The sequence below is a fragment of the Burkholderia sp. E168m15 genome (assembly GCF_016586105.1).
GTDB classification, from domain to species: Bacteria; Pseudomonadota; Gammaproteobacteria; order Burkholderiales; family Burkholderiaceae; genus Burkholderia; species Burkholderia orbicola.
Map to the genome: position 1 here is coordinate 1 of NZ_BCPO01000147.1, position 6,555 is coordinate 6,555.

Sequence of the window (6,555 nt, forward strand, 5' to 3'; positions counted from 1 at the left end):
CGGCCAGCACCGTGCGCACGATCCAGCGGGTCGTCACCGTGCCGCCGCGATTCATGATCCACATCGTGCCGGCCACCGTCAGCACGCTCGCGCAAACGACCGCCACCAGCGTGTGCGTCAGCACGTGCGCGCCACCCTGCACCGCCACGCCGCCGCGCACGGTGCGCAGGTAACGCGGCAGCAGCGCCACCGTCAGCACGCACAGCAACGCGATCGCACCGCGCTGCGCGTCGGACAACGCATGCCAGCCGAGACCCGACGCCGCCTGCGCGACCAGCGCGCCCGCCAGCACCAGCACGACGTCGGCCGCCGCGATCGCGGCACGCCGCATCGCATTCGTTCCACCGGACATCGACTGCATCGTCACGCACCGTGTGCGGGAAATCCGCGGTGCCCTTCCGGCATGCGCGAGCGAACCGTCGCCGGCATCGCATTCCCGCGCGTGCCGAGCAACCGGCGATAGTCCGCGCGAATCAGGTCGTAGCATTCGCAGGCGTGATGTTCGAGGCCGTCGCGGTCGAGCACCGTGATGCGGCCGCGGCGCTGCCGGATCAGCCCGGCTTCCTGCAGGTTCCCGGCCGCTTCCGTCACGCCCTCGCGCCGCACGCCGAGCATGTTCGCGATCGTCTGCTGCGTGACCGCCAGCTCGTCGCCGTCGATCCGGTCGTGCGCGAGCAGCAGCCAGCGGCTGAGCTGTTCGCTGACCGAGTGGTGCCGGTTGCACAGCGCGCTGCGCGAGATCTGCGCCATCGTCGCCTGGCAGGTGTTGAGCAGCAGCCGATAGGTCTGCGGCGACCGCTCGAATTCGGCGCGCATCACGCAACTCGGCACGCGATAGGCCATCCCGCCGATCCGCACCTCGACCCGGTTCGACGCCGCGATCCCGCCGACCAGCGTCCCCAGCCCGACCACACCCTCGCGGCCGACCACCGCCACCTCGACCATCGCACCGTCCTCCATCAGGTGCTGGACCGACATCATCGCCGTCGTCGGAAAATGCAGATGACGCATCGGCTCGCCGACCCGGTCGAGCATCCCGGCCTTGATCCTGACCAGTTCGAGATGCGGTGCGATGGTGCGGATGCTGTCCTCCGGGAGGGCAGCAAGAATGGCATTCGCCGAATAGCTCGAGTGAAGATGAAGCATGTCTGTATCCCTTTTATCGTCCGCGCCGCCTGCAACCGCATGCACGGAATTCGTTATCGCGATGCGCGCTAGGACATTGACAGCGGTTGCGGCCCACAACCCTGAATCCGACTGGCCATCGGTTTGTCATTGCCCGATTGAGTCGACTGTCCCGTTCTCTACACGCCAGCCCGAATAAGCGATTTACGTGCCAATAGCCGCCCGTCCTTAATATATGAATCACATCCGATTTAGCGCCCCCGAATAACCGACCCCAAAAGCGAAAAAACGTCTCATTTCCGGACACTCCTCCATCCGCTGGACACAGCGCGCATTCGACTGATCAATTCCCGCGTATCGGATCAGGGCTGCTACGCGGCGGCCACGACGCTTATCGTTCAAATACTTACGGCCGATTTTCAATTGTTTCCGTGATGTGCAGCGCAGCATTTACCGGCGCCCCAGCCCCTCACACGCTCGTTTCAAACTGTCTCAAAATTGAATCGGCATACTCATTCGGCACTCTGTCCGCTACCGCACATATCACCCACAAGCCTTTGATTTAAATGAAAAATCAGGCGATCCCCATTTATTTGTCAAATAATGTTCAATGCCTTTCCGACACTTTCGCTGTACGATGCGCACGTCGTTCGATTGATTCCCTATCGACATCGAATGACAAGCAAGCACACGATTCCATTTCAGGATGATTAATTCTGGCGAAATGAATTCTTAAATCGGCATAACGTTTGCGCTCAATCGCAACCGTCAAACTTTGTAAAATTACAGAATGCGGAATTGGACGATTTCAATTGCGTGCTAGCCTTTTTCGCGAGTATCGTCATTCCGTTTTTGATCCACACAAGTCCGCACGATCGTGCGAAATCCCGTTCCGGGATTCGCCGAAACGACGCGCGACCGCCAACCTGCGAGGATGCGCCCGTGACTCACCAGGCCGCCGACGCCGTCGCGCATGCGAACGGCATGATCGAGCTTTCCCACAGCTTCGACGCCAACCGGTTTCTCGCGGCCATCGACCGCGACGAACTCCTCACACTGACGCCTCACCTGCAACTCGTTCACCTGAAATCCGGGCAAGTGCTCTGCGAACCCGGCGAAATGCTCGCCGCGGTCTACCTGCCGGTCACGACCGCGATTTCGCTGCAGTACGTGTCGTCCGGCGGCATGACGCTGGAAGTCGCGGAGATCGGCAGCGAAAGCGTGGTCTGCGACGACGTGATCGGCGGCAGCGGCCGGATGCCGTGCCGTGCGCTCGCGTGCCGCGACGGCTTCGTCTACCGACTCGACCGGCGTGTGTTCGCCGCCGCGTTCGATGCGTCGCCGGTGATCCGCCACCTCGTGTTCGTCTGCGTGCGGCTGCTGATGGCGCAGGTGTCGCAGATCACGTTCTGCAGCCGTCATCACGTGCTCAAACATCAGTTATGCAGATGGTTCCTGCTGGCGTTCGACCGCACGCGCAGCATCGAGATCCAGGTGACGCACAGCATGCTCGCGCAAATGCTCGGCGTACGGCGCGAAACGGTCACGGACGCCGCCGGTGAAATCCAGAAGCTCGGCCTGATTCGCCAATACCGCAGCTCGATCGAGCTCGCGGACCTCGACGGCCTCGAAAAAATGTCGTGCGGCTGCCGCGCGATCGTGCGCGACGAGATGAAGCGCATCCTGTCGGCCGACTCGGGCGTGCCGGCCGCGTCGCGCGCGTGATCGGCGCACCGGCCGGGGCGGCGCTTCGATGCCGCCCGCGTGCCGGGTCAGCCGTTTGTAGGGTGGCGAACAGAACGTCGTGTCTGCCAATGGTCTACTGATGCCGGACTGCCGGGGGGATGTCAGCGCTGATCGCGCGTCTGCCCGAGCGGACGACACCACGCACGCCGGAGCAGCACGTGAAAAACGAAATCAGAACCATCCTGAAGCACGTCGCCCATCTCGAAGCCGCGATCGATTCGATCGGTGACGGGGACGACCTCTACGAAGCGGGCCTCTCCTCGCTCGATACGATCCAGCTGATGCTCGCGATCGAAAAGCAGTTCAACATCGAGATTCCCGACGAGATGCTGAACCGCAACCTGTTCCGCAGCATCGACGCGCTCGCGGACACGATCGCCACGCTGCAACGCACCGAGCACTCCGCATGAGCGCGCTGCTTCCCGAACTCGCGTCCGACAGCGATTCGCATCGGCTCGACGAGGCCGCGCATGCCGTCGCGCAGATCGCCGCCCAGCATGCCGATGCGGTCGATCGCGACGCGCGCTGCCCCGTCGAGGCGATCGAGGCGATGCGCGCGCGCCGCCTGCTCGGCGCAATGGTGCCGACCCATCTCGGCGGCGCTGGCGCGTCGCTGGAAGACATCGCGTCGGCCTGCTCGATCCTCGGCCAGGCCTGCGCGTCGTCGGCGATGGTGTTCGCGATGCACCAGATCCAGGTCGCCTGCATCGTCGACCACGCCGCCGACCAGGGCTGGCACCGGCTGTTCCTGCAACAGCTCGTGCGCCACCAATGGCTGCTCGCATCGGCCACGTCGGAAGACGGCGTCGGCGGCAACCTGCGCGCGAGCCAGTGCGCACTCGAGATCGACGGCGGTGGATTCCGGCTGCACAAATCCGCGCCGACGATCTCGTACGGCGACTACGCCGACGGCATTCTCGCCACCGCGCGACGCGATGCGGATGCGCCGGCTTCCGAGCAGGTGCTCGTCACGCTGCTGCGCGACGGCTATACGCTCACGCGCCGCGGCGAATGGGACACGCTCGGCATGCGCGGCACGTGCAGCAACGGCTTCGTGCTGGACGCGCAAGGCGCCGCCGTGCAATGCCTGCCGGTGCCGTTCGCGAAGATCGCCGAGGAAACGATGGTGCCGGTCTCGCACATCCTGTGGGCCGCGGTGTGGATCGGCGTGGCCGGCGACGCGTTTCATCGCGCGCACCAGTTCTTCCGCGCACAGGCGCGCCAGACCGACGGCGCACCGTCGCCCGCCGCGCGGCGCATCGCCGAGTCGCTCGCGCTGATGCAGGCGATGCAGGCCCGCGTCGACAACGTGCTGCGCCTCCACGCGAACGCGTCGGCCCGCTCGTGGTCGGCCGGCATGGCCTGGGCCGCCGAGATCAATACGCTGAAGACCTACGTGTCGGCGACCGCGCTCGAAGTCGCGCAGCAGGCGATGATGATCTGCGGGATGGCCGGCTACAAGCAAGGCACGCCGTTCAGCATCGGCCGCCACATTCGCGACCTGCACGCGGCGCCGCTGATGATCAGCAACGACCGCATTGCCGCCAACACTGCGAGCCTGTTGCTCGCGCTGCGTCCTGCGACGCTGGAGAAACATACGTGAACGATCGCCTCGCCGTGCCCTCCGCCGCCTCCGTTCCCGCCGACGCGCCGCTCGACCGCGCGGGCGTCAATCCGCTGCGCGACGCGCTGATCGATGCGGGCCTGCTGGTTTCGACCGGTATCCAGGGCCTGTTCGGCCGCAGCGAACGATTCGAGCGCGTGGTCGAGGCGCTCGACGCGTTCGTCACGCGCATCGGCGCCGACCAGCAGGCCGAAGTGCTGCGCTTTCCGCCGGCGATGAGCCGCATGGAGTTCGAGCGCAGCGAATACATGAAGAGCTTCCCGCAACTGGCGGGCAGCGTGCATGCGTTCTGCGGCGACGAGCGCCAGCATCAGCGCGTGCTGCAATGCCTCGATCGCGGCGACGACTGGACCGAGAACCAGAAGCCGACCTACGTCGTGATGACGCCGGCCGCGTGCTACCCCGTCTATCCCGTCGTCGCCCGCGCGGGCGCGCTGCCGGCCGACGGCCGCATCGTCGACGTGTTCTCGTACTGCTTCCGTCACGAACCGTCGCTCGACCCGACCCGCATGCAGTTGTTCCGGATGCGCGAGTACGTGCGAATCGGCACGCCCGAGCAGATCGTCTCGTTCCGCGAGACGTGGATCGAACGCGGCACGCGGATGATCGAGTCGCTGGGCCTGCCGAATGCGATCGATCTCGCGAACGACCCGTTCTTCGGACGCGGCGGCAAGATCGTCGCGGACAGCCAGCGCGAGCAGAGCCTGAAGTTCGAGCTGCTGATCCCGATCGAGCACGACGATCGCCAGACCGCGTGCCTGAGCTTCAACTACCACATGGACCACTTCGGGCTGCTGTGGGACATCCGCACCGCGACGGGCGACGTCGCGCACACGGGCTGCGTCGGCTTCGGCCTCGAGCGGCTCACGCTCGCGCTGTTCCGCCACCACGGCTTCGACATCGACGCATGGCCGCAAGCAGTTCGCGACGTGCTGTGGGGCACGCGATGAGGTTCGTTTCCCGCGACGGCGAAGACGCGTCGTTCGAGAGCGTGCGCCACCGCGCGCGCCACTACCGGCCGCACCCGCTGCACAGTCAGGAGATGGTCTGGAAACAGACCAACTGCTACGTCGACATGTGGCTCGAGGTGCTCCGGTGGTGGGGCCTCAATCCGTACGCGGCGCTGCCGTTTACGATCGCGCTCGATTTCGAGGGCGACCAGTTCACGTTCTTCAAGTTTCCGCACGACGAGCTGGAGCGGCTCTACGGGATCGTCGTGCAGGAACATTCGATCTACGAGCCGCTCGACCAGCACATCGAGACGCAGGTCGCACGCGGCCACCTGATGATCGTCGAGGTCGATGCGTGGTTCCTGCCCGATACGCGCGGCAGCAGCTACCGCACCCAGCACACGAAGACGACGATCGGCATCGACGCGATCGACCGCGCGAAGCACCAGATCGGCTACTTCCACAACAGCGGCTATTACGTCGCCGAGGATTTCGACTACAACGGGCTCGTCGGCGGCAGTTCGCCGATGACGCTGCCGCCGTACGTCGAATGCGCGAAGCGACGCTTTGCGCCGCTCGACGAGCGCGCGCTCTGCGAAGCGTCGCTCGCCGCGTTGCAGCGCCACCTGCGGCGCCTGCCGGTCGTCGATCCGATCGCGGCGTTCCGTCGGCAGTTGCAGGCCGACGCGCCCATCCTCGCGGAGGCGCCGCTCGAGCACTTCCATGCGTATTCGTTCAATTCGGTGCGTCAGCTCGGCGCGAATTTCGAACTGTTCGGCCACTATGCGCGCTGGCTGCAGGCGAGCGGCTGCACCGGGCCGTTCGCCGAGATCCGCGCCGCGTGCGATCGCATCGCGTCGGAGGCGATGGTGCTCGAATTCCGGCTCGCGCGCGCGTGCGCACGCGGCAAGGAAGAACGCGGCGATTCGACGCTCGAAGCGATCGAGACCGCGTACGGCGACCTCGTCGCGTGCGCGCGGCAGATCGGTGCGCCGCTGCGGCACGTGACGCCCGTGCGCTACGACACGGAGCCCGTGTCGGCCATGCGGTGACGCGCGCGCGCCCCCTGCCCGCGTGGTCGATGCTGGCGACGGCCGCGGGCGCCGTGCA

At 65.6% G+C, this 6,555-nt stretch carries 6 protein-coding genes and 1 pseudogene; 5 read left to right on the forward strand and 2 right to left on the reverse strand.

The features are described from left to right. Together JMF86_RS21465 and JMF86_RS21470 are read right to left on the reverse strand one after the other, a co-directional pair. Positions 1-352 (reverse strand): annotated as a pseudogene (locus JMF86_RS21465) (undecaprenyl-phosphate glucose phosphotransferase); the annotation flags it as partial. A gap of 11 nt (positions 353-363) precedes the next feature. After that, positions 364-1,146 carry a Crp/Fnr family transcriptional regulator gene (locus JMF86_RS21470; RefSeq protein ID WP_011547856.1) on the reverse strand — a complete coding sequence of 261 codons (783 nt, stop codon included), beginning with the start codon at positions 1,144-1,146 and terminating at the stop codon, positions 364-366. Between the two features lie 921 nt (positions 1,147-2,067). On the opposite strand from JMF86_RS21470, the gene JMF86_RS21475 reads away from it, so the two are divergent. From JMF86_RS21475 to JMF86_RS21495, 5 genes are all read left to right on the forward strand, one after another. After that, a complete protein-coding gene (locus tag JMF86_RS21475; protein WP_011547857.1) occupies positions 2,068-2,850 on the forward strand; it encodes a Crp/Fnr family transcriptional regulator in 783 nt (260 codons plus the stop codon). A gap of 179 nt (positions 2,851-3,029) precedes the next feature. After that, entirely contained in the window at positions 3,030-3,281 is a 252-nt protein-coding gene (locus tag JMF86_RS21480; RefSeq protein ID WP_006490451.1) for an acyl carrier protein, read from the forward strand. Then, a complete protein-coding gene (locus JMF86_RS21485; RefSeq protein WP_006479191.1) occupies positions 3,278-4,474 on the forward strand; it encodes an acyl-CoA dehydrogenase family protein in 1,197 nt (398 codons plus the stop codon). The genes JMF86_RS21480 and JMF86_RS21485 overlap by 4 nt, the downstream gene beginning before the upstream one ends. Beyond that, complete coding sequence (locus tag JMF86_RS21490; RefSeq protein WP_011547858.1) at positions 4,471-5,445, forward strand: amino acid--[acyl-carrier-protein] ligase; 975 nt, start codon at positions 4,471-4,473, stop codon at positions 5,443-5,445. The genes JMF86_RS21485 and JMF86_RS21490 overlap by 4 nt, the downstream gene beginning before the upstream one ends. Beyond that, entirely contained in the window at positions 5,442-6,497 is a 1,056-nt protein-coding gene (locus JMF86_RS21495; RefSeq protein WP_011547859.1) for a DUF1839 family protein, read from the forward strand. The genes JMF86_RS21490 and JMF86_RS21495 overlap by 4 nt, the downstream gene beginning before the upstream one ends. Positions 6,498-6,555 lie beyond the last annotated feature (58 nt).